Source organism: Paractinoplanes deccanensis, assembly GCF_016862115.1.
In the GTDB taxonomy this organism is placed as follows: domain Bacteria; phylum Actinomycetota; class Actinomycetes; order Mycobacteriales; family Micromonosporaceae; genus Actinoplanes; species Actinoplanes deccanensis.
Genome location: NZ_BOMI01000202.1, coordinates 1 through 19517, shown reverse-complemented (window position 1 = coordinate 19517; position 19517 = coordinate 1). Strand labels below are relative to the sequence as shown.

Annotated in this window: 25 protein-coding genes; 15 read left to right on the top strand and 10 right to left on the bottom strand. The window is 72.0% G+C overall.

What is annotated here, in order from left to right; all coding sequences use genetic code 11:
* Positions 1-8: 8 nt before the first annotated feature.
* From Ade02nite_RS47025 to Ade02nite_RS47015, 3 genes are all read right to left on the bottom strand, one after another.
* Entirely contained in the window at positions 9-980 is a 972-nt protein-coding gene (locus Ade02nite_RS47025) for an ArsR/SmtB family transcription factor (RefSeq protein ID WP_203777953.1), read from the bottom strand.
* A 377-nt stretch (positions 981-1357) separates the two neighbouring features.
* Positions 1358-1684, bottom strand: coding sequence for a DUF3817 domain-containing protein (locus tag Ade02nite_RS47020; RefSeq protein ID WP_203777952.1), 327 nt, complete (start codon positions 1682-1684; stop codon positions 1358-1360).
* Between the two features lie 156 nt (positions 1685-1840).
* The gene (locus tag Ade02nite_RS47015) at positions 1841-2938 is read right to left on the bottom strand and encodes a ScyD/ScyE family protein (protein ID WP_203777951.1); all 1098 of its coding nucleotides are present in this window, start codon (positions 2936-2938) and stop codon (positions 1841-1843) included.
* A gap of 185 nt (positions 2939-3123) precedes the next feature.
* Here Ade02nite_RS47015 and Ade02nite_RS47010 point away from each other — a divergent pair, with 185 nt between their 5' ends.
* Positions 3124-3537 (top strand): hypothetical protein, encoded by a 414-nt coding sequence (locus Ade02nite_RS47010; RefSeq protein ID WP_203777950.1) that lies wholly within the window; start codon positions 3124-3126, stop codon positions 3535-3537.
* Here the strand turns inward: Ade02nite_RS47010 and Ade02nite_RS47005 are convergent.
* Positions 3508-4224, bottom strand: coding sequence for an MBL fold metallo-hydrolase (locus Ade02nite_RS47005; protein ID WP_239169581.1), 717 nt, complete (start codon positions 4222-4224; stop codon positions 3508-3510). The two genes, Ade02nite_RS47010 and Ade02nite_RS47005, sit on opposite strands and share 30 nt — an antisense overlap.
* Positions 4225-4274: 50 nt before the next feature.
* Here Ade02nite_RS47005 and Ade02nite_RS47000 point away from each other — a divergent pair, with 50 nt between their 5' ends.
* The 3 genes from Ade02nite_RS47000 to Ade02nite_RS50100 all read left to right on the top strand — a co-directional run bounded on the left by Ade02nite_RS47000 (position 4275) and on the right by Ade02nite_RS50100 (position 6617).
* Entirely contained in the window at positions 4275-4952 is a 678-nt protein-coding gene (locus Ade02nite_RS47000; protein WP_203777948.1) for a hypothetical protein, read from the top strand.
* A 72-nt stretch (positions 4953-5024) separates the two neighbouring features.
* Positions 5025-5762, top strand: coding sequence for an SDR family oxidoreductase (locus Ade02nite_RS46995; protein ID WP_203777947.1), 738 nt, complete (start codon positions 5025-5027; stop codon positions 5760-5762).
* A gap of 516 nt (positions 5763-6278) precedes the next feature.
* Positions 6279-6617: a hypothetical protein gene (locus Ade02nite_RS50100; protein ID WP_239169580.1), complete on the top strand. Its 339-nt coding sequence runs from the start codon at positions 6279-6281 to the stop codon at positions 6615-6617.
* 31 nt (positions 6618-6648) lie between these two features.
* Here Ade02nite_RS50100 and Ade02nite_RS46985 read toward each other — a convergent pair whose 3' ends face one another.
* Both Ade02nite_RS46985 and Ade02nite_RS46980 read right to left on the bottom strand, forming a co-directional pair.
* A complete protein-coding gene (locus Ade02nite_RS46985; protein WP_203777946.1) occupies positions 6649-6942 on the bottom strand; it encodes a hypothetical protein in 294 nt (97 codons plus the stop codon).
* Entirely contained in the window at positions 6939-7226 is a 288-nt protein-coding gene (locus Ade02nite_RS46980) for a hypothetical protein (RefSeq protein ID WP_203777945.1), read from the bottom strand. Before Ade02nite_RS46980 ends, Ade02nite_RS46985 begins: the two co-directional genes overlap by 4 nt.
* A 171-nt stretch (positions 7227-7397) precedes the next feature.
* Between Ade02nite_RS46980 and Ade02nite_RS46975 the strand changes: the two genes are divergently transcribed.
* From Ade02nite_RS46975 to Ade02nite_RS46950, 6 genes are all read left to right on the top strand, one after another.
* Complete coding sequence (locus tag Ade02nite_RS46975; RefSeq protein WP_203777944.1) at positions 7398-8582, top strand: ferritin-like domain-containing protein; 1185 nt, start codon at positions 7398-7400, stop codon at positions 8580-8582.
* Positions 8579-9436 carry a hypothetical protein gene (locus tag Ade02nite_RS46970; RefSeq protein WP_203777943.1) on the top strand — a complete coding sequence of 286 codons (858 nt, stop codon included), beginning with the start codon at positions 8579-8581 and terminating at the stop codon, positions 9434-9436. The genes Ade02nite_RS46975 and Ade02nite_RS46970 overlap by 4 nt, the downstream gene beginning before the upstream one ends.
* Positions 9437-9513: 77 nt before the next feature.
* A complete protein-coding gene (locus Ade02nite_RS46965) occupies positions 9514-9723 on the top strand; it encodes a hypothetical protein (RefSeq protein ID WP_203777942.1) in 210 nt (69 codons plus the stop codon).
* A gap of 86 nt (positions 9724-9809) precedes the next feature.
* On the top strand, positions 9810-10610 hold the full coding sequence (locus Ade02nite_RS46960; RefSeq protein ID WP_203777964.1) for an SAM-dependent methyltransferase: 801 nt from the start codon (positions 9810-9812) through the stop codon (positions 10608-10610).
* Between the two features lie 33 nt (positions 10611-10643).
* Positions 10644-11537, top strand: coding sequence for a Sco1979 family transcriptional regulator (locus Ade02nite_RS46955; protein ID WP_203777941.1), 894 nt, complete (start codon positions 10644-10646; stop codon positions 11535-11537).
* Positions 11534-12322 carry an SAM-dependent methyltransferase gene (locus tag Ade02nite_RS46950; protein ID WP_203777940.1) on the top strand — a complete coding sequence of 263 codons (789 nt, stop codon included), beginning with the start codon at positions 11534-11536 and terminating at the stop codon, positions 12320-12322. Before Ade02nite_RS46955 ends, Ade02nite_RS46950 begins: the two co-directional genes overlap by 4 nt.
* Before the next feature lie 7 nt (positions 12323-12329).
* On the opposite strand, the gene Ade02nite_RS46945 is transcribed toward Ade02nite_RS46950, so the two are convergent.
* On the bottom strand, positions 12330-12875 hold the full coding sequence (locus Ade02nite_RS46945) for a CPBP family intramembrane glutamic endopeptidase (protein WP_203777939.1): 546 nt from the start codon (positions 12873-12875) through the stop codon (positions 12330-12332).
* A 306-nt stretch (positions 12876-13181) separates the two neighbouring features.
* On the opposite strand from Ade02nite_RS46945, the gene Ade02nite_RS46940 reads away from it, so the two are divergent.
* Positions 13182-13649, top strand: coding sequence for a hypothetical protein (locus Ade02nite_RS46940; RefSeq protein WP_203777938.1), 468 nt, complete (start codon positions 13182-13184; stop codon positions 13647-13649).
* A gap of 33 nt (positions 13650-13682) precedes the next feature.
* On the opposite strand, the gene Ade02nite_RS46935 is transcribed toward Ade02nite_RS46940, so the two are convergent.
* Positions 13683-13862 (bottom strand): substrate-binding domain-containing protein, encoded by a 180-nt coding sequence (locus Ade02nite_RS46935; protein ID WP_203777937.1) that lies wholly within the window; start codon positions 13860-13862, stop codon positions 13683-13685.
* Between the two features lie 244 nt (positions 13863-14106).
* Between Ade02nite_RS46935 and Ade02nite_RS46930 the strand changes: the two genes are divergently transcribed.
* Positions 14107-15324: a glycoside hydrolase family 53 protein gene (locus Ade02nite_RS46930; RefSeq protein WP_203777936.1), complete on the top strand. Its 1218-nt coding sequence runs from the start codon at positions 14107-14109 to the stop codon at positions 15322-15324.
* 3 nt (positions 15325-15327) lie between these two features.
* On the opposite strand, the gene Ade02nite_RS46925 is transcribed toward Ade02nite_RS46930, so the two are convergent.
* On the bottom strand, positions 15328-16296 hold the full coding sequence (locus tag Ade02nite_RS46925) for a DUF4240 domain-containing protein (RefSeq protein ID WP_203777935.1): 969 nt from the start codon (positions 16294-16296) through the stop codon (positions 15328-15330).
* A gap of 117 nt (positions 16297-16413) precedes the next feature.
* Here Ade02nite_RS46925 and Ade02nite_RS46920 point away from each other — a divergent pair, with 117 nt between their 5' ends.
* Together Ade02nite_RS46920 and Ade02nite_RS46915 are read left to right on the top strand one after the other, a co-directional pair.
* Positions 16414-17046 (top strand): TetR/AcrR family transcriptional regulator, encoded by a 633-nt coding sequence (locus tag Ade02nite_RS46920; protein WP_203777934.1) that lies wholly within the window; start codon positions 16414-16416, stop codon positions 17044-17046.
* Complete coding sequence (locus tag Ade02nite_RS46915; RefSeq protein WP_203777933.1) at positions 17043-17483, top strand: acyl-CoA thioesterase; 441 nt, start codon at positions 17043-17045, stop codon at positions 17481-17483. Before Ade02nite_RS46920 ends, Ade02nite_RS46915 begins: the two co-directional genes overlap by 4 nt.
* A 1-nt stretch (position 17484) precedes the next feature.
* Here the strand turns inward: Ade02nite_RS46915 and Ade02nite_RS46910 are convergent, their stop codons facing one another.
* Positions 17485-18387, bottom strand: a complete 903-nt coding sequence (locus tag Ade02nite_RS46910; RefSeq protein ID WP_203777932.1) for a LacI family DNA-binding transcriptional regulator — start codon at positions 18385-18387, stop codon at positions 17485-17487.
* 119 nt (positions 18388-18506) lie between these two features.
* Between Ade02nite_RS46910 and purU the strand changes: the two genes are divergently transcribed.
* Positions 18507-19421: a formyltetrahydrofolate deformylase gene (gene purU, locus Ade02nite_RS46905; RefSeq protein WP_203777931.1), complete on the top strand. Its 915-nt coding sequence runs from the start codon at positions 18507-18509 to the stop codon at positions 19419-19421.
* Positions 19422-19517 lie beyond the last annotated feature (96 nt).

Below are 19517 nucleotides of genomic sequence, written 5' to 3'. Positions count from 1 at the left end.
CATAGAAGTCAGGCGAGATCACTCAAAAGGGCACTTCCGAGCGGAGTGAGGGTGTGCACGACCGCCTTGCCGGCCCGGCTCGTGGTGATCAGGCGGGCCTCGCGCAGCACGGCCGTGTGCTGGCTGACGCTGGCCGCGCTGACGCCGACGCGGCGGGCGAGCTCGGAGGTGGTGCGCGGGTCGCCGAGCGACTCCAGCAGGCTGGTCCTGGTGCGCCCGAGCAGTGCGGCCAGCGCGGAGCCGTCGCCGTTGCGCGGGCCGGCCAGCAGCGTGAGGTCGTGCTCGATCGGATAGACCAGCACGGGCGGCAGGGTGGTGTCGCGCAGCACGTCCGGGGTGCCCCACGACAGGTACGACGGCACGAGCAGCAGGCCGCGCCCGTCGAGGTGGATCGTCTGCTCGAACGGCACGTCGGCCTCGAGCACGGGCGGCTCCCAGCGCATGCGCGGGCGGAAGCTGTCGAGCAGGCCCTCGGCGCCCTGGTCGAGCAGCACGCGGGCGCGGCGGGAGCGCTCGGCCTCGACGTGGGCGCGCGCCTGGTCCCAGAACGGGGCGACGGCGCTCTCGTACTGCGATCGCAGGGCGCCGGCCAGCCGGTCGAGGGTGTCGCGGTCGCCGTCGGCGAGGCGGGCCATCCACGGCGGGGTGGGCCCGCCGGTGCGCACCAGCTCGCGCATCTCGTCGCGCAGCCGGGTCGCCGGGGTCGAGCGCAGCGCCTCGAGGCCCGCGGGCAGTCCCTGCGCGGCCTCGGCCGGGGTCAGGAAGTCGGGGTAGTAGGCGCCCTGGACCAGCGGCAACAGCAGCTCGAGGTCGTCGCGGCGGCTGGCGCGCAGCGCGTGGCCCCGCCAGCGCCCGAAGATCAGCTCGGGACCCGGGCGGCGGATGCGCCACACGCTGAAAACGGTCTCCCAGAGCGGGTCGGGCTCGGCGGCGATCCGCACCCGGCCGACGTCTTCGGGCGTGAAGTGAATCCGCAACACGTCGGCCCCCAGTCGCCCCCATCGCTGTGCCCGCTCGCGAGCAGAAAAAGTCGGATGTAAGGCGGCGATTCTAACCGGCGCCGCGGGAGGGCGGCAGTCGGATCACACGACAAAGGTCCGTACGGCGCCGGAGACCGCACGGATGATCGATTGCCTGGTGTCGCCACGAGCGAGTCACGGTTCCGGGCCGGATACGCACCCCCGATACCGGCATATCCGTTATTGCCCACAATCCACGACCGGCTCGTGGCCGACCCGGTGGAATGACCTTCCCTGGGAGCGCGCTCAGCCGACAACACGTTTAATCGGACCCTGAAAGGATCGCGCTCTCCGAGTGGATTTTCGCGCCATTTCGGGGACGAATGCCCTATTCGCGCTCAGGCCGCGGGGGTCAGTTCCTCCGGGCGCGCCGAGGCCGGCCGGCGCTTCGCGACCCAGCGCTCGAAGATCAGCGACGTGAAAGGCGGGATGGAAGCCGCGAGGCCCACCAAAGTACGCAACAGGGACCAGCGCTCGGCGCGGGCCGTCCAGAGCGCCGCGACGATGTAGACGACGAACAGCGCGCCGTGCACCCGGCCGAAGATGAAGACGCCCATCTCCGTCGTGCCGGCGATGTGCTTGAGATACATGCCCACGAGCAGGCCGGCCCACGAGAAGGCCTCGGCGACGGCGGCGATGCGGAACACGCGGTACGGCTGCGGCAAGACGAACGCTCCTGAGGTCGGGAAACGGCGCGGCGATCGTACAAAAGCAGCCTGGGAGCCCGGGCAGGCGGAAACCGCCGGGGTGACGTGATCGTCACCCCGGCGGCCGGGGGCGGCGCCGGTCGGAGAGGCGCGGCCGCCCCCTCTCCGGAAGGCTCAGCGGAACGCCGAGGGGCTGACCCGCACCAGCTGGCCCGCGTGCTTGATCTGGAGGAAGCCGGCGATGCTCCACGACGTCGCGTAGAGGCTGCCGCCGAAGTACTCGATGCCGGTCGGCATGGTCACCGGGGCGTGCGTGACCTTGCCGTGCTGGATGCGGGTGAGGCGGCCGACCTTCGACGGGTCGAAGTCCGCCGGCGGCGGGCCCGGGGGCATGCCGTAGAGCACCTCGGAGGCGTAGAGCGTGCCGTTCGGCGCCACCGCGACACCGGTCAGCGACGTGAAGCCGTGCCAGACCTTCAGCACGCGGCCGGTGCGGCCGTCGAGCTTCCAGATGGCCGCGGCCCGTGGCTGCTCCGCGCCGAGCGTCGAGACGTAGACGTACCGGCCGCTGGCGACGACGCCGGTCGGCACCGAGTCGCAGCCCTTGGTGCCCGGGTTGGCCTGCGCGCCCGGCTTGAGGCATTCCTTGGTCTTCGGGTTCGGCGGCACGAAGAAGGTCGAGACCTTTCCGGTACGCGGATTCACCCGCAGAACGTCATTCGCGCCGCCGTCCGCGATCAGCAATCCCCACTTCGTGTACGTCATGCTGAACGGGTTGGTGAGCGCGTCGTACGGTTTGCCCTTGGCGTCGAATTGCTTCTGCCTGTCCGGGTTGTACTTCAGCTCGTACTTCATCAGATCGGCCAGAACCCGGACGTTCTTGCCGTTCTTGTCGGCGACCAGCACCGAGGCCGGCTTGTATTTCGAGGGCGGCGGCGCGCCCTCCTCGTTCGGCCCGCCGAGGGCGATGTAGATGCGGTGCCCGTCGGTGGCCACCCCGGCCGGGGCCGGAAGCCCCGAGATCACCGTGCGCTGGCGGCCGGTGCGCAGGTCGACCGAGGTGATCTCGCCCGTGTCGGCCTCGGCCACCAGGGCGTGCCGCGACGAGGTCACGTCCAGCCCGAACGGCCCGTCGAGGCCCTTCGTTATCGTGCGAATGGGCGGCGGGCCGCCGTGACTGCCGCCCCCGGCATATGCGGGAACCCCCGCGAATACGGTCAGCAGGCCGGTCGCCGCGGCCGCCGACGCTTTCAGCGCATGCGCGATTCTCATCCTGTCCCCCTCGACAGACGCGCTCGATTCTCGCGATTTCCGTAAACACCTTCGAACGCGCCCGGTAACGGCGCAACCAGCCGATCGGCCGAGGGAAAAGGAAGATCGGCCTCCCCAATTCGGGGCGCCTTTCTTGATCGTTTTTTCTGCTGTCAGATCTTGTGCAGCGGGTCTACAGTCGGTCCATGGAGTTGCGCTGGTGGTCGATCGAGGTCCTGGACGGGCCCGGCGGCTCCGCGCGCGCCTGGCGCGACGGGCTGGGCACAGCGCTGACGGAGGCCGCCATCACGCATGGTGCCTACCAGTGGGAGTGGCACACCCACACGTGGGGCGTCCTGTTCGAGGTCGCCTTCCTCACCGACGAGCGCTGGACGGCGTACCGCAGCCTGCCGCTGGTCACGGCGGCCCTCGACGCGGTGCCCGACCCGGTGCACGGCCTCTATGTCTATCCCGGCCGGGGCGGCAGCTCCGGGCCGCACGTCCCGCGACGGCCCCGCCCGATCGCCGGGGCGGGCGCGGCCCCGCTGCCCGTCGAGGACGACGAGCTGGTGCGCCTCGCGCGGCCGGTGTCAGGGCCGCCCTTCCCCCTCGCCGTCTGAGCCGCCGTCTGAGCCGCCGGCATAGGCGCGCAGGAGCTCGGCCGCGCGGCCGCTGACCGCCGGGCCGTGCCCGAAGAGCGCGTGCTCGAAGTCGTAGCCGGCCAGCTTGCGCAGGCTGCGCCCCTGCTCGGCCGGGTCCACCGACGCCTGGGTGGGCCCGAGCGTCACCTTGCCGTCGCGCGTGCCGCTCGCCGTGTCGCCCGCGAAGAGCACCCCGCCGTCACGGTCGAGCAGGTAGGACAGGTGGCCGCGCGTGTGGCCCGGGGTGTGCAGCGCGGTGAAGCCGGGCAGCGGGCTGGTCTCGTCGCCCGTGATCAGCTGGTCGAGCTTGGTCGGCTCGGGGCTGCCGATCAGGCGTGCCGCGAGCTTGGCCATGCCCTTGGCCGGCGTCTCGCGCGGGATCGCTCCCGTGATCACCGGCGCGTCCGCGGCGTGCGCGAAGACCCGCGCGCCCGACCGCCGGCGGATCTCCGCGACCGTGCCGACGTGGTCGAAGTGGTGGTGCGTGAGCAGCACCGCGCGCACGTCCCCGATCGACTTGCGCAGGCCGCGCAGCGCCCGGTCGATCCGCTTGACGTTGCGCGGCAGGCCGGTGTCCACCAGCACCACGCCGTCGTCGGTGACGACCACATGCACGTTCACGACGCCCAGGCTCAGCTCGAAGACCCCGTCCACCACTTCTCGCACGCCGCTCATTCTGCCCTCCCGCGCCCCCGGCTCCGCCTAGCCTCGTCGGTATGGACCGCCGTACCTTCCTGACCTGCGCCGCGGGCACGGCCGTCGCCCTGTGCGCGGCCGGCGCCGGCACCCCGGCCCGGCCGCTGTTCGAGTGGTCCCGGCCGGGCGGCTTCTTCGCGCCCGGCCGCGGCGTGCTGCAGCCGCCGCCCCTGGTGGTCTACGACGACGGCACGGCGTACGCCGACGCCGCGGCGAGCCTGCGCCTGCCCGCCGCCGACGTCCGGGACCTGCGCCGCGAGGCGGTGCGCGCGCTGGCAACGGCGGTGGACACGAGCCGGCCCGATCAGCCCTTCGATCTCGTCCGCGTCCGCGCCGGCGCCGGGCATCTCAGCGCGCGCCTCGGCGCGGGACCCGTGCTCGCCCATCCGAGCGCGGTCCAGTCCCTCTGGTCCCGCGTGCAGAGCCTGCGCGCCCGGGCGCTGCGCGGCGAGATCTGGCGCCCGCCGGCCGTCCTCCTCGCCACCGTCCGTCTGGACTTCACGCCCGCCGAGAGCACCCCGTGGCCGCTGCCGGCCCCGCCCGACCTGCTGTACGGCGAGCAGCTGCTGCGCGGCGAGGCGGCCCGCGCCGTCCAGCGACTCGTCCCGCCCGCGCGCGAGCCCGAGTGGCCGAGGTACCGGGTCGGCCCCGGCGCGTACATCGCCGCGACCTGGCGATATCTGCTGCCCCACGAGTAGCTGTCACAACGCGGGCCGCTGCTTCGTCCTCTCTGCAAAGCGCCGACGGCGCCGAGAGAGGACGAGGAGACCATGAAGATCGCAGTAGCGGGCGGCACCGGCCTGACCGGGCGGCAGGTCGTCGAGGCGGTACGCGCCCGCGGCCACGACCCCATGACCCTGTCCCGTGGAGCGGGCGTCGACCTGCTCACCGGCGCGGGCCTCGACGCGGCCCTCGCCGGCGCCGAGGCGGTGATCGACGTCAGCAACGTGCTCACCCGGCGCAAGGCGGTCGCCCTCGACTTCTTCGACCGGGCCGGCACCAACCTGGTCGCCGCCGCCCGGCGGGCCGGCGTGCGCCACCTGCTGAGCCTGTCGATCGTCGGCGTCGACCGGGTCCGCTACGGCTACTACGCCGGCAAGCTGCGCCAGGAGGAGATCGTGCGCACCTCCGGCCTGCCCTGGACGATCGTGCGGGCCACCCAGTTCCACGAGTTCGCCGGCCAGCTGCTCGGCTCGGTCCCCGGCCCGATCGCGCTGGCGCCGACGGGCAAGGTGCAGCCGATCGCCGTACGCGAAGTGGGTGCGCACCTCGCCGGCCTCGTCCTCGAGCCGCCGCAGGCCATGGCGCCCGAGCTCGCCGGCCCGCGGGAGGAGACCCTGGTGGACATGGCGCGCCGGCTGATGGCCGCGGGAGGCGCCCGCCGGCGGCCCGTGCTGCCCGTCCACTTTCCCGGCGGCATGAGCACCGGCGGCCTGCTGCCGACCGGTCCCGGCCCGCGCGGCACCCAGACGTTCGCCGAGTGGCTGCGGCTAACCTTCCCCGGGTGACCTCGTTCGCGCTCGCGGGCTTCGGGTTCCGGGCGGCGGCCTACCATCGCCTGGCGCAGGCCCTGCCCACTGTGGACTGCGTCGGCGCTGTCGTGCGGCGGCCCGGCGAGCCCGACCTGCCGGTGCCGGCCTTCGGCGACCTGGCTTCCTGTGTACGGGAGACCCGCCCCGACTTCCTGGTGACGGCCGTCCCGCGAGCGGCGAACCCCGGCGTGATCGCCGAGGCGGTCGCGCTGGGCCTGCCCGTCCTGGCCGAGACGCCACCCGCCCCCGGCATGCCCGGCCTGCTGGCGCTGGAGGCCACGCCCGGCGCGCACGCGCTGGTGCAGGTCGCGGAGCAATACCTGCTGATGCCGTCGCACGCCGCCCGGCTGGCCGCCGTCCGCTCCGGCATCATCGGCGACCCCACCCAGGTGCAGGTCTCCTCGACCCGGCCAGACCCGCAACCTGCTGCGCCACCGCCGCCTGCTCGTCCGCGGCACCCACGGCGAGCTCCACGACGACGACATCGTGCACATGCCGGCCGCGCGCACGATCGCCCACAGCACCCTGATCCGCCGCCAGACCGGCCACGACCTGGACCTGAACGGCTTCGACACCGAGACCATCACCTGCGGCGGCGAGGTGCTCTACCGCAACCCCTACCCGGGCCTCCGCCTCAACGACGACGAGACGGCCACCGCCACACTGCTGGACGCGATGGCCGCGTGGGTGCGCGGGGAGGGCCCACCGCCGTACCCGCTGGCCGAGGGCGCGCACGACCAGAGGCTGGCCCTGGCCATCGAGGAGGCCGCCGACACGGGCCGCGAGGTCACGGCGCCGGGCCACCCGTCGAGTGGGCTCCCGGTCGCCTGAGCGCGGCCGGGCCCAGCTCGGCGGCGGAAGGTCAAGCGGCGCTCGTCAGTGCCGCATCGATGGCTCTGTGCAGCGCGGCCCTGCTGATCGTGACGGTTCCCTCGGGCGCCGCGGAGTCTTGCTGAAGGCCCGCGAGGATGTAGTCCTGCATGAGCCGCGACGGGGTGGTTCCGCGCCGGTCGGCTTCCGCTTCGAGGGCCTCGGACCACTCGGCGGGCAGACGCACGGAATGCACGATCTTCGCACGGGGCCGGTCGGTGACGACCTCGGCGCCGGCCCAGTCGCGGTTGTCGAGGGCGGCTTGGATGTCGCTCTTGTCGGTCATGGCTGTCCCTTCAGCATCCGCTCGATGGAGGCGACCTCGACGTCGTCGAGGTATCGCGCTCCCGCGACGGTGTACTGGTCGTCGCGCCGTGGAGAGAGCTCGATCAACGCTACGGCGAGCCAGCGCCCTTGCCGGTCCCTGCCCGCCACGTTGAGCACCGCCCCGATGTGCCTGCGCACCAGAGGCCGGCTCTGACGCAGCACGAACACCGCGTCCTGCCATGCCACTCCGGCGGCACCCAGAGCGGTGTAGCTGTCGTCGCCGAACTCGTAGTCCTCCTCCACCAGCCTAGTGTAAACGCTACGTATACGAAGCCCAGACCGTCTTCTTTCTCATAGGCGGACATACGGGTCGATACCGCGCCTATCACGCTAAGCGCGTCCCTGCCGGGGGACCCAAGTCGGCGTTCGGACAGAGGGGTGGAGGAAGCGGGCGGACTGCGGGACAAAGCAGGGATGAGCATCGACACGCGGGAAGAGCTCATCGACGCGCTCGTCGAGGCGTCCGAGGTGGAGCACGGCGTTCTGCTGCAATATCTGTTCGCCGCGTATTCGCTGAAGAAGCGCGCCGACGAGGGACTCGGCCCCGTCCAGCAGGAGAAGGTGCGGCGGTGGGCCGGGGCGCTGCTGTCGGTGGCCCGGCAGGAGATGGCTCACCTGGGCTGTGTCTGCAACCTGATGTCGGCCATCGGCGGGGCTCCGCGGCTCGGGCGGCCCAATTTCCCGCAGCCGGCGGACCGCTACTACCCGTTCGACTTCAGGCTTCGGCCGTACGGGGACGAGGCGCTCTACCAGTTCATCCTCTTCGAGCTGCCGGAAGGTGAGCCGCCGCCGGAACCGCCCGGCGCGCGGGTGGGGCGGGCCGGTGACGTCGTGCCGGATCCCCTCGCCTACGAGTTCCTCGGCGAGCTGTACGGGAAGATCCGGCACGGGTTCGAGGTGATCGCCGAGCGGGAGCTGTTCATCGGGCCCCGGTTCGCGCAGGACACCGACGACTGGTCCAACCGGTTCTCGCTGCGGCTGGTCACCGACCGGCGCACGGCGCTCGCCGCGATCGACGCCATCGTGCTGGAGGGCGAGGGGGCGCCGGAGAGCCGCACCCCGTCGCACTACGCGACCTTCCTGGCGCTGCGCAAGGCGCTCGCCGCGGAGCCTTTCGAGCCGGCCCGGCCGGTGGCCTGGGATCCGCGTACGCGCAGCCATCCCGACGCTCCGGACGCCGGGACGCTGATCACCGAGCCGCGCACGGTGCGGGTGGCCGAGCTGGCCAACTCGGTCTACCGGTCGATGCTGATGATGCTGTTGCAGTACTACTCGTTCGGCGGGGAGAGCCCCGCCCAGCGCGACGCGCTGCGGATGGGCCTGCGCAACCTGATGAGCGGCGTGTTCCGCCCGCTCGCCGAGGTGCTCACCGAGCTACCCGTGGCACCGGACGCAACCGGCGGCACGGCCGGCGCCCCGTTCGAGATCTACGCCGAGGTGCAGATCGCCACGCAGCCGGCGAACCGCTGGCCGATCCTGCTGGAGCGCCTGGACAGCGCCGCGGACGCCGCCTCGAAGCTGGGCACGGAGCTGCCCCGGCTGGCGTTCCTCGGCGAGAGCCTGCGCTGGCTCGGACACAACCTGAGGGGTGTGGCGTGACCGTCTCGCTGGGCTTCGCCGGCTGGTTCCAGTGCCGGCTCGCCACCGATCCCGACCCCGCCGACGAGCCGCGCGGGGTCAGCGGCTACGTGCACGCCCTCCCCGGCGAGCCCGACCTCGACCGGGTCGTCCGCTTCCAGCCGGAGGGCACGGTGCCGCGCCGCTTCTGCCCGCCGATCGGGGTCACAGTCCATTCGGTACGCCTGGACGGCCGGCCGCAGGCGGACCACCCGCTGCTCGGCGCGGCCGTCGACCTGCTCGGCACGCCGGTCTTCGAGGGCCGCAACGGCATCGTGGCCGACGACGGCTTCGAGCCGATCGTCCCGTTCCACCTGCAAATCTCCGCGGACGAGTTCCGGCTGCGCCGGGCACACCGCGACCGCGAGGAGTTCCCGTTCGACGACCTCAAGCCCACCGGCGTGCAGCCCGGCCTGACCGACGTCGTCGACGCGACAGGCATCGCCGACCTCGCCGACGTGTGGCGGCACCGCAAGGACCAGGTGGACGAGGCGCTGACCCACACGACCGACGAGACGGCCCGCACCGCCCTGGCCGAGCGCAGCGCCCTGCTCGCCAACACCCGGCTGGCCGCGATCTTCCCGTTCCGCATGCTCTACTCGATCGCCCTGACCGGCAGCGGCGAATGCCACGACCCGCGCGCGCTGCTGCCCGGCCCCGTCACGCTGAACCGCCCATGGCTGGCGGACTTCTGGCTGGGCGGCTGGGACGCCGACGCCCTGAGCGGCTTCGTCAAGGGCACCCTCCAGGTCGTACCGGCATCGACCGCCCGCGTGGCGGAGGCCGAGCCTTTCGCGCCGCCGCCCACAGCGCCCCGAGCCCCGCGACGGCCGTGAGCGGCCGCCCCAGCCGACCGGCCCGGTCACCCACCCGTCCCAGCCGCCGCCTTGCGCCCCCGTCCTACATTCACCCCGTGGACCGAGCCCGCACTCTCTGGTGGCTTCTCGCCGGCGCGGGAGCAGCCGGCGCGATAGCCCTGCTGACCGCGGTCTCCCTGTTCGATCAAACGCCGTCGCCTCTGCTCGTGGCCGCGCTGCCGGCGTATGGCGTGACTCTGGGCCTGACGCGCAGCCGGCTGACGCGCCGCCGCCCCGCCGCGCCCCGCTCGCCGAGGCGGTCCTGACAGGGCCACGCGGCTCCTATAAAATGGACGACCGGTTGTGGTCAAGTGACACGATCGCGTGAGTATGCTGTCGATCATCATCGTGGATCTCCACAAAGGATGGTCGCGTGGCTGAGGACATCGACCGGCTCGACACGAACGTGCCGGAGACCGCCCGGATCTGGAACTACCTGCTCGGGGGCACTGACAACTTCGCCGCCGACCGGGCGGTGGGTGACCAGATCATCGCGACCCTGCCGCAGCTCGCCGAGCACGCCAAGTTGTCGCGGGCCTTTCTCGCCCGGGCCGTCCGATACCTGGTCCTCGACGCGGGGGTCACGCAGTTCCTCGACATCGGCACGGGGCTGCCGACCGCGGACAACACGCACCAGGTCGCGCAGGCCGCCGACCCGGCCGCCAGGGTCGTCTATGTGGACAACGACCCGCTGGTGCTCGCGCACGCGCGCGAGCTGCTGACCAGCACCGATGAGGGCGCGACGGACTACGTGCACGAAGATCTGCGTGATCCTGAGGCGATCCTGCGGGCGGCGGCGCGCACCCTCGACCTGGGGCGCCCGGTGGCGGTGACGCTGATGGGCGTGCTGGGGCACATCGAGAGCGACGACCGGGCCAAGAACATCATCGACCGTCTGATGCGAGGGCTGCCGGGCGGCAGCTACCTGGCCATGTACGACGGTGCCGACACCGATCCGGCCACGCTGGAGGCCACCCGGATCTGGAACGTGTCGGCGAACCCGAAGTACCACCTGCGCAGCCCGCAGCGTATCGCCGAGCTCTTCGCCGGATTGGAGATCATCGATCCCGGCGTGGTGTCCGTGACGCGCTGGAAGAACGACGGGGACCAGCCGGAGATCAGTCAGTTCTGCGCGGTCGGCCGTAAGCCGTAGCGTGCGAGCTCAGAGCCTGATAAGCAGGTCAACGTGACCGGGAGACAGGACAGCGGTGGCTCCACCGTGCGCCGGCTCCAGCTGGGCGCGCGCCTTCGGGAGCTGCGCCTGGCCAAGGGCGTCAGCCGGGAGGACGCCGGGTACCGGATCCGCGCGTCCGAATCCAAGATCAGCCGCATGGAGCTGGGCCGGGTCAGCTTCAAGCCCCGCGACGTCACCGACCTTCTCCTCCTGTACGGGGTGGACGACCGCGAGGAGCACGAACGCCTGCTCGAGCTGACCCGCGAGGCCAACTCGCCGGGCTGGTGGCGCAGCTACGGCGACGTGCTCGACAGCTGGTTCACCAACTACCTCGACCTGGAGCAGTCGGCCGAGCTCATCCGCACGTACGAGATCCAGTTCGTGCCGGGCCTGTTGCAGACCGAGGCGTACGCGAGCGCGGTGATCCGCCTGGCCCACCACAACCCGAGCCGGTCCGAGGTGGAGCGCCGCGCCAAGCTGCGCATGGAGCGCAAGCAGATCCTGACCCGCACGGACGCGCCGAAGCTGTGGGCCGTGCTCGACGAGGCCGTGCTGCGCCGGCTGATCGGCGGCCGCGAGGTGCTGCACGAGCAGATCCTGTCGCTGCTGGACGCGACCGAGAACCCGAACATCCGGCTCCAGATCATCCCGTTCGACTCGGGCGGCCACGCGGCGGCCGGCGGCGCGTTCAGCATCCTGCGCTTCCCGCACGAGGAGCTCGACGACGTCGTCTACATCGAGCACCTGACCAGCGCGATCTACCTCGACAAACGCGATGACCTGGACAACTACGCGACCGCCTTCAGCCGGCTCATCATCGACGCCGCGCCGCCGGACGAGACGCCCCTGATCCTCCGCAAGATCGCCGACGATGTGGCCGACGCCTCCAAGGAGAACGAGATATGAGCGACCAAGCCGCCACCCCCGACCTGCAACCGGACGTGCCGCACGCGGCGCGCATGTGGAACTACTGGATGGGCGGGAAGGACAACTTCGCCGCCGACCGGGCCGCCGGTGACGCGGTGGCGCAGGTCTACCCGGAGATCGCCGTGATGGCGCGGCTGTCGCGGCAGTTCCTGATCCGGGTCGTGCGCTACCTGGCCGGCGAGGCCGGCATCCGCCAGTTCCTCGACATCGGCACCGGCCTGCCCACCATGCAGAACACGCACGAGGTGGCGCAGGGCATCAACGCCGAGGCCCGCATCGTGTATGTCGACAACGACCCGCTGGTGCTCGCGCACGCTCGCGCGCTGCTGGTCAGCGTGACCGACGAGGGCACCACCACCTACGTGCACGCCGACTACCACGAGCCCGAGAAGATCCTGCGGGAGGCCGACGGCCCGCTCGACTTCACCGAGCCGGTCGCCGTCATGTTCATGGGCGTGATGGGCTACGAGCCGAAGCTCGACAAGATCCGCGAGATCGTCAACACGGTGATGGACCGTGTGCCGTCCGGCAGCTACCTGGTCTTCTGGGACGGCACGGACACCACCGAGGCGGTGCGCGAGGGCGCGCGCAAGCTGGCCGAGAGCGGCGGCGTGCCGTACATCCTGCGCAGTCCCGCCCAGATCGAGAGCGTGTTCGACGGCTTCGAGATCATCGAACCGGGCGTCGTCCAGATCAGCGCGTGGCGCCCCGACGGCGAGGTCGAGACGATCGAGGCGTACGGCGCGGTCGCGCGCAAGCCCTGACCCCGGCTCACCTGGGCGTCCTCGTGAAGAAGAGGACGCCCAGCCCGTTCGCGGCCCAGTGCCACACGAAGGGCACGAGCAGCGAGCCGCTCGCCTCGCGGCCCCAGGCGAGCACGAGCCCCGCGGCGGCGGTGAACAGGACCGCGCCGAGGGCGGCCCGCCGGGGCTGGAAGTGCCACAGGCCGAACAGGACGCTCGACCAGTACGGGCCGGCGAGCGCCAGGAGCACGCCACGGAACGCCACCTCCTCGAAGAGCACGGTGGCCAGCGGGATCTCGATCAGGGCCGTGCGCGCGGGGTGCCGCTCGGTCCGGTCGACGCTCACGAATCGCGCCGCCACGGCGTAGCCGACGGTGATCACCGCGGCGCCCGTCACCGCGTACACAAGAGCGGTCTTGGTCATGATGAGGCCGACGTCGTGACCGATCAGGATCAGCGGGACGGTAGCGACGGGGTTGACGAAAGGCTGCGCGCGCGGCGGGCCGAGGTAGTTCCACACGCGGACGGCCGCCATCCAGAGCAGGACGGCGGCGATCTCCCCTATTCCTGCCATGACGGCCGTTGTCCGCTCCTGACGGGCCGGTCGCCCGGGCAGGATGCTCGGCAACCGACCGATGGGAGAGTTTCCGTGCGCACCGTCCGTGTTCCTGTTGCCGCTGCGGCCCTTGCCGGGCTGCTCGCTGCCGCGGGTTGCTCCACCGATGACTCCCCTGCCGCCTCGTCGCCCACCTCGTCGTCCACTCCGGTGTCCAGTTCCCCTTCACCCGAGGTTTCCTCGCCGTCGCCGTCGCCGTCGCCGTCGCAGTCCTCTTCCGCTCCGTCGTCCGCTTCCGGTGACGTCTTCTCCGGTGCGCGCCAGGTGCATCTGCTGCCGAAGAACAGCGAGTCCGCCCTGGCGGTCCTGGACAACGGCAAGATCGGCCTGTCGGAGGCGTTCGACGACACGGCCCTGTTCGTGCTCACGCCCCTCGCGCCGGGCAGCGACGACCATTGGATCCGCACGGCGAAGCTGCGCAAGGGCGGCGAGCCGCTGTGCCTCTCGGCCAAGCTCACCGGCGGCAGGCCCGCCCCGGTGACCACGGTGGCCTGCGACGCGTCGGACTCGGCCCAGAAGTTCCGCTTCCGCGAGACGGGCGAGTCCAACGGCAAACCCGCATACACCATCCGTACGGGCAAGGACGTCTACATCATCCAGGACCCGACCGGCGAGATCGCCGGCACCGGCACGGGCGTGGCCGCCGTGACGATCGGCGAGGGAACACCGGACATCGACACCCCGTTCCTCCTTTCCGACAAAGGTTTGGCCACGATGCCGGCCCTGGACTGAGCGCCCGCCGCTCGCGGTGTCGGCCGTGAGCGCTCACGCGGACTCGCGGATCACCAGCTCGGTGGGGAGGACGCGCGACGACGTGGGGCGGCCGGCGATCAGGGCGGTCAGGACCTCGACGAGCTCGGCGGCGATCCGGGCGAGCGGCTGGCGGACCGTGGTGAGCGGCGGGGTCGTGGCGGGCGCGATCGCCGAGTCGTCGAAGCCGCCCACCAGCACGTCGCCGGCTGCGGCCCTGGTCGCCCAGCAGCTGGGTGCACGTGCGCATCAGGCTGCCCAGCACCGGATCCTCGAAGAGCCGGTCCGGCGCCTCGGACAGCACGAAGGCGATCGCTCCCGACCGCCGGGTGACCAGGCTGCGGGCGTTGTGGTTGACGCGCCCCTCCGGACATCGACAGTCTTGACTTTCTCATGATGGCGGCGCACCGTGAGCGCTCACAAGCATGGGAGGTAATCGATGTCGTGGTCCGCTCGCCCGGCCGAGGCCGCTCTCGACCGCCGCGCCGCCGCCCTCACCGGTCGCGCCCTCACCCGTCGCGGCCTTCTCGCCGGGGCCGGCGGTGTCGCGCTGGCCGCCCTCGCGCCCGGCGCCGCGCTCGCCGCGCCGTCGCCGGCGGGCTCGCGCAGCACCGCGCTGAGCGTGCGCGGGGCCGACCTGTCGTTCCTGCCCCAGCTCGAAGAGGCGGGCGTCCGCTACCGCGACCTGGCCGGCCGCGTGCGCCCCGCCGAGCGGATCCTCGCCGGCGAGGGCGCCACCCACATGCGGCTGCGCGTCTGGGTCGACCCGCCGGCCGGCTACAGCGACAAGGCCCGGGCCCTCTCCCTCGCCCGGCGCGCCGAGGCGGCCGGCATGAAGATCGTTCTCGACCCGCACTACAGCGACTTCTGGGCCGACCCCGGCAAGCAGCCCATCCCCGCGAGCTGGCCGCAGGACCTGCCCGGCCTGCTCACGAAGATCCGCACCTACACCCGCGACCCGCTGCGCGACTTCGCCCGGCAGGGCACGCCCGTCGACATCCTCCAGGTCGGCAACGAGATCACCAACGGCATCCTGTGGCCGGTCGGCCAGCTCTACCTGCCGGACGGCACCCAGCAGTGGCAGCCCTTCACCGACCTGCTGAAGTCCGCCATCACGGGCGCCCGGGAGGCCGCCGGCGACCGCCTGCGCATCATGCTCCACATCGACCGCGGCGGCCGGATGGCCGACACCCGCTGGTTCTTCGACAACATCGCCACGTACGGCGTGCCCTACGACATCCTGGGCCAGTCGTACTACCCGATGTGGCACGGCTCCATCGCGGACCTGGAGGCCAACCTCGCCGACTCGGCCACCCGGTACGCCAAGCCCATCCTGATCGCCGAGATCTCGTACCCCTGGACCCTGGCCGACGGCGACGGCCGCGGCAACATCGTCACCGAGGCCACCCCGCTCCCCGACGTCGACCAGTTCCCCACCACACCGGCCGGCCAGGCGGCGCTCTACGAACGCGTACGCCAGGTCCTGCTCGCCGTGCCCCAGTCCCGCGGCCTCGGCTTCCTCGCCTGGGAGCCCGAGTGGATCCCCGGCGTCGGCTGGCAGCCGGGCGCCGAGGCCCCCAACGACAACCTCACCCAGTTCGACTTCACCGGCCGCGCCCTGCCGTCGATCCGCGCCTACCGCCCGCCGCGCGCCTGACGCTCAGCGCTCCGCCGCGCCGTCGCGGACGATCCAGGCGACGATCTCCTCGGGATCCATGCGCTCGCCGCTGATCAGCCGCTCCACCAGCTCGGGCGGCAGGGACGGCTCGCTCTCGGCGGGCCGGAGCAGCTCGTCCTCCCGCCCGGCGACGGGCACGACGGGCATCGGCGGCAGCTCACCCAGCCCGAGCCGTTCCCGGGCCACGCCGAGCAGGTCGCGCACGTCCCCGGTGGCACGGTCGAGCAGCCCCGCCGCGCTGGGTGGGAAGACGCCGGGCTCGCGGGTGACGTGCACGCGAGCCCGGACGCGGCCCTTCTTCACCGTCGCCCCCGGCTCGTCGGTGCCCATGTCGTCCAGCAGCAGCGACAGCTCGCACTCGGGCACCCCGGCGCCCGCCCACCACAGCCGCCAGGCCGGGTCGGCCGCCACCGCCTCGACCACCTCGTCCTGCAGGATCAGATACCCCTGCGGCAGCTCGCCCCGCATCGCCGAGCCGAACGTCAGCGTCAGCCAGGACGGCGGCGCGGCGTCCGCGTCCGGCTCGTCCTCCTCTTCGGCGCCCCACGCAGCGGCGTTGCCGCCCGTCTCGTAGTCGAACGGGCTGTCGTGCTCCCAGAGCAGACCCGTCTTCCGCTCGTACGCGTCCTCGGCCACCGAGAGCAACGACTCGGCCTCGTCGTCCTCGAACTCCGCGAGCGCCGCCGGAGCCCGCAACACCCGGTCGTACGCCTTGCGCCCGGCCGCCACCACCGCACAGCGCACGTAGAGGAAGCCGTCATCGCTCGGCGTCCCCGCCGCCTCGCAGTGCGCCGGCGTGTCCAGCTGCCAGAGCAGGTGCGCCATCCGATCCTCGAACCCGACGATGTCGGCCTCGCTCCGCCGCGCCAGCCGCTCCACCAGCCGATCGAAGTCGTCCCGCTCGGGCCCGAGCGCCTTGACCAGCCGCCAGAACTCTCCCTCGTCGATCACAGGGAGCACCGTATACGGCCCCGATCACGGCCGTCGCGGTGCGCGGCGCCCTGGCCGAGGCCGTGACGGCGGACACAAATATTTACGAACGGTCGGTCGTTTTGTAGGGTCGAGGGCATGACAGTGGACGGCAGGCTGGTGCGGGGCGAGCGGACACGCACCGCCGTACTCGATCAGGCTCTGCGCCTCGCCACGGTGAACGGGCTCGACGGGCTGTCGCTCAGCCAGGTCGCCGACGCGCTCGGGGTGAGCAAGTCCGGCCTGTTCGCGCACTGGCGGTCCAAGCAGGCCCTCCAGCTGGCCGTCATCGAGCATGCCCGCGCCCAGTGGACCGACGAGGTCATCAAGCCGGCGTTGCGGAGCCCCCGGGGTGTACGCCGCCTCTGGGCGCTGCACGACCGGCGGCTCGCCTTCTACGAGGCGCGGGTGCTGCCCGGCGGCTGCTTCTTCGCCAACGCCAACTTCGAGTTCAACGCGCGGCCCGGCGTCATTCGCGACCGGCTCGGCGTACAGCTCGACGACTGGATGGCCTTTTTGACGCGGCTCGCCACCGAGGCCGTCGAGAACGGGGACCTGCGCCGGGTCGATCCCGGGCCGCTCGCCTTCCTCGTCGAGTCGCTCGGGGTCTGCGCCGTCATGCAGGCGCCGGTCCTCGGCCACGACGTCACCTTCCGGCACGCCCGGCGAGCCCTGCTCGACCACCTGCGTGCCGTCACCACAGATCCATCGATCCTTGCGGAGCTCTCATGACCACCACCCTGACCGAGACGTACGGCGACGTCGTGCGCCTGCCCGTGCACTTCGACGACCTGGATGCCATGGGCATGCTGCACAATTCGCGGTACGCGGTGCTGGTCGAGCGCGCCATCGTCATCTGGTGGCAGCAGCGCGGCGTGTCGTTCGCCGGCGGCCGGCCCACCTCCCCCGACGCGTTCAACGCCGTCCGGGAATACACGATCACCTTCCACCAGCCGGTACGCGGCACCGGCGAGATCGCCGTCCGCTTCTGGATCGACCGCATGGGCACCACCAGCGTCGAGTACGGCTTCGCGGTCACCTCGGAGGACGGCGCGACGGTCTACGCCGACGGGCGCCGGGTCAACGTACGGCTCGATCCGCAGACGCTGCGCCCCGCGCCGTGGACCGATCAGGGGCGCGAGACCGCCGCGGCGCTCCTCAAGAGCTGACCTACGCGGACTCCCGCACGATCACTCTCGCGGGAGCCGGTTCGAGGCCGTCCGTGCTCAACCCCAGGAGGGTGCGGGCGGCGCGCCGCCCGTGCGCCTCGGCGTCGATGTGGATCGTGGTGAGCGACGGCGTGACCATCGCGCCGTACTCGGTGTCGTCGAAGCCCATGACGGCCAGGTCGCGCGGCACCGACAGGCCCTGCTCCCGGGCCGCGACCAGGGCGCGCATGGCGATGTCGTCGTCGTGCCCGGCGATCGCGGTGACCCCCTCGGCGGCGAGCTCGCGCAGCCGGCCCAGCTCGGTCAGCTCGCGCAGCGGCGGCAGCCCCAGCTCGGCGGCCGCCTGTCCGGCGAACCTCATCCGCACCTCGCGCAGCGGAGCGCCGGCGGGCAGCGCGAGAGCGATCTCGGTGTGCCCCTTGCCGGCCAGGTAGCCGATCTGCTGGGCGGCGTGCGCGGCCAGCCCGTCGTCCCAGCCGCCGCCGTGGTCGCGGAGCTCGTGGCCGGTCAGGCAGGACTCGCCGAAGCGGAGCAGGGCTCTCGGGCGTACGACATCGAGGATCTGCTTGGTCGTGCCGGCGGTCGCCCGGCCGTGCCGGACCAGCAGGACGTGGTCGTGGGCGGTCAGCTCGTCGTCGAGGCCGCGGATGTAGCTGCGCGAGTAGTTGCCCTCCAGGCCCAGCTCGATCGACAACACCACGATGCGGGACGTGCCCTCGCGCAGCGCCTTGGCGATGCCGTGCGGCACATAACCCAGATCTCGTACGGCCCGCAGCACGCGCTCGCGCGTCGCCTCGGAGATCGTCTGGTTCGGCGTGTCGTTGAGCACGAAGCTGACCGTGGCCCGGGAGACCCCGCTGGCCGCCGCGACGTCCTTGAGTGTCGCTCGACGCGGCTCGGCCATGCGGTGTAGCTTACGGAACTAGCTCGATTTAGTCAGGCGCGTGGATCACAAAGCGGGCCACGGCGTGCCGATCTTTGCGTAACCTCGCCCCTTGCCATGACTCGTACGGAAGGACACCCGTGACGCTCACCCAGGCCGCGCCCCTCGCCTCCCCGCGCCCCCGCGACGACAGCCCCCGGGACCAGGCCGTCCTGATCGTGCACGGCGCGGACCGCACCGGCATCGTCGCCGCGGTCGGCTCGGTGCTGAGCAAGCACGGGGCGAACATCGTGTCGCTGGACCAGTACTCCGACAACCCGCACGGCGGGGCGTTCTTCCAGCGCACCGTCTTCAGCCTGGACGGGCTCAAGGGCGCGCTCCCCGAGATCGAAGGCGACCTGCGCGCCGAGATGCAGCGCGGCTTCGACCTCGAGTTCACCCTGCGCGACCTGTCGAAGCCCAAGCGCGTCGCCATCTTCGCGTCGAAGGAGGACCACTGCCTGCTGGACCTGCTGTGGCGCCACCGCCGCGGCGAGCTCCCGGTCAGCGTCTCCATGGTCATCTCCAACCACACGGACACCGCCGACGAGGTGCGCTCGTTCGGCATCCCGTTCTTCCACGTGCCCTCCCCCGCCGGCCCCGACAAGAGCGTCGCCGAGGCCCAGCACCTCCAGCTGCTGCGCGGCAACGTCGACTTCGTGGTGCTGGCCCGCTACATGCAGATCCTGTCGGGCCGCTTCATCCAGGAGCTCGCCGTCCCGATCATCAACATCCACCACTCGTTCCTGCCGGCCTTCATCGGCGCGGGCCCCTACGCGAAGGCCAAGCAGCGAGGCGTCAAACTGATCGGCGCCACCGCCCACTACGTCACCGAGGATCTGGACGAGGGCCCGATCATCGAGCAGGACGTCGTCCGCGTCACCCACGCCGACACCGTGACCGACCTCCAGCGCCGAGGAGCCGACGTCGAACGGGCGGTGCTGTCCCGGGCCGTCCGCTGGCACAGCGAGGACCGCGTCATCCGCCACGACAACCACACGATCGTCTTCGCCTGAGGTTGGGGGTTCGCGCGCTGGCCCGCAGCGCGGGTTACCCGGAGCGCGGGTCACCCGGAGCGCGGGTTACCCGGAGCGCGGGTCACCCCGACCGCG

Bases quoted from the DNA above. Each gene is read 5' to 3' on its own strand.
- Ade02nite_RS47015 (WP_203777951.1), bottom strand. From the start codon at position 2,938: ATGAGAATCGCGCATGCGCTGAAAGCGTCGGCGGCCGCGGCGACCGGC.
- Ade02nite_RS47010 (WP_203777950.1), top strand. From the start codon at position 3,124: ATGGAGTTGCGCTGGTGGTCGATCGAGGTCCTGGACGGGCCCGGCGGC.
- Ade02nite_RS47000 (WP_203777948.1), top strand. From the start codon at position 4,275: ATGGACCGCCGTACCTTCCTGACCTGCGCCGCGGGCACGGCCGTCGCC.
- Ade02nite_RS46995 (WP_203777947.1), top strand. From the start codon at position 5,025: ATGAAGATCGCAGTAGCGGGCGGCACCGGCCTGACCGGGCGGCAGGTC.
- Ade02nite_RS50100 (WP_239169580.1), top strand. From the start codon at position 6,279: ATGCCGGCCGCGCGCACGATCGCCCACAGCACCCTGATCCGCCGCCAG.
- Ade02nite_RS46985 (WP_203777946.1), bottom strand. From the start codon at position 6,942: ATGACCGACAAGAGCGACATCCAAGCCGCCCTCGACAACCGCGACTGG.
- Ade02nite_RS46975 (WP_203777944.1), top strand. From the start codon at position 7,398: ATGAGCATCGACACGCGGGAAGAGCTCATCGACGCGCTCGTCGAGGCG.
- Ade02nite_RS46950 (WP_203777940.1), top strand. From the start codon at position 11,534: ATGAGCGACCAAGCCGCCACCCCCGACCTGCAACCGGACGTGCCGCAC.
- Ade02nite_RS46945 (WP_203777939.1), bottom strand. From the start codon at position 12,875: ATGGCAGGAATAGGGGAGATCGCCGCCGTCCTGCTCTGGATGGCGGCC.
- Ade02nite_RS46930 (WP_203777936.1), top strand. From the start codon at position 14,107: ATGTCGTGGTCCGCTCGCCCGGCCGAGGCCGCTCTCGACCGCCGCGCC.
- Ade02nite_RS46920 (WP_203777934.1), top strand. From the start codon at position 16,414: ATGACAGTGGACGGCAGGCTGGTGCGGGGCGAGCGGACACGCACCGCC.
- Ade02nite_RS46915 (WP_203777933.1), top strand. From the start codon at position 17,043: ATGACCACCACCCTGACCGAGACGTACGGCGACGTCGTGCGCCTGCCC.
- Ade02nite_RS46910 (WP_203777932.1), bottom strand. From the start codon at position 18,387: ATGGCCGAGCCGCGTCGAGCGACACTCAAGGACGTCGCGGCGGCCAGC.